This window comes from Pseudomonas sp. SIMBA_067 (assembly GCF_046534675.1).
GTDB classification, from domain to species: domain Bacteria; phylum Pseudomonadota; class Gammaproteobacteria; order Pseudomonadales; family Pseudomonadaceae; genus Aquipseudomonas; species Aquipseudomonas putida.
Genome location: NZ_JAWRYH010000086.1, coordinates 1 through 393 on the forward strand (window position 1 = coordinate 1; position 393 = coordinate 393).

Here is a 393-nt window from a genome sequence, read left to right on the forward strand (position 1 = left end):
GTCATCGCCTCCAGTTGATCGTGGGTGACATAAATCATGGTGTTGCCGAGCGAGGCGTGCAGCCGCGCAATCTCAATCCGCATCTGCAAACGCAGCTCGGCATCGAGGTTAGAGAGCGGCTCATCGAACAGGAAAATACGCGGATGACGGATAATTGCCCGGCCAATCGCCACGCGCTGCCGTTGTCCGCCAGAGAGCGCGCGCGGCAGGCGGTCGAGCAGTTCGGTGAGATGCAGGCGGGCGGCCGTCCGGGCAATCGCCTCGTTGATCTCCGCTTTGGACTTTTTCATTACCTCAAGCGGATAGGCCAGGTTGCCGCGCACCGTCATGTTGGGGTAGAGCGCATAAGACTGAAACACCATAGCAATGCCGCGCTCGGTGGCGGGCTGCTGC

The 393-nt window shown here is 60.8% G+C and carries 1 protein-coding gene; it reads right to left on the minus strand.

What is annotated here, in order from left to right; translation table 11 throughout:
- On the minus strand, nucleotides 1-393 hold a 393-nt coding region (locus tag SB765_RS28195; protein ID WP_410932294.1), incomplete at both ends, for an ABC transporter ATP-binding protein.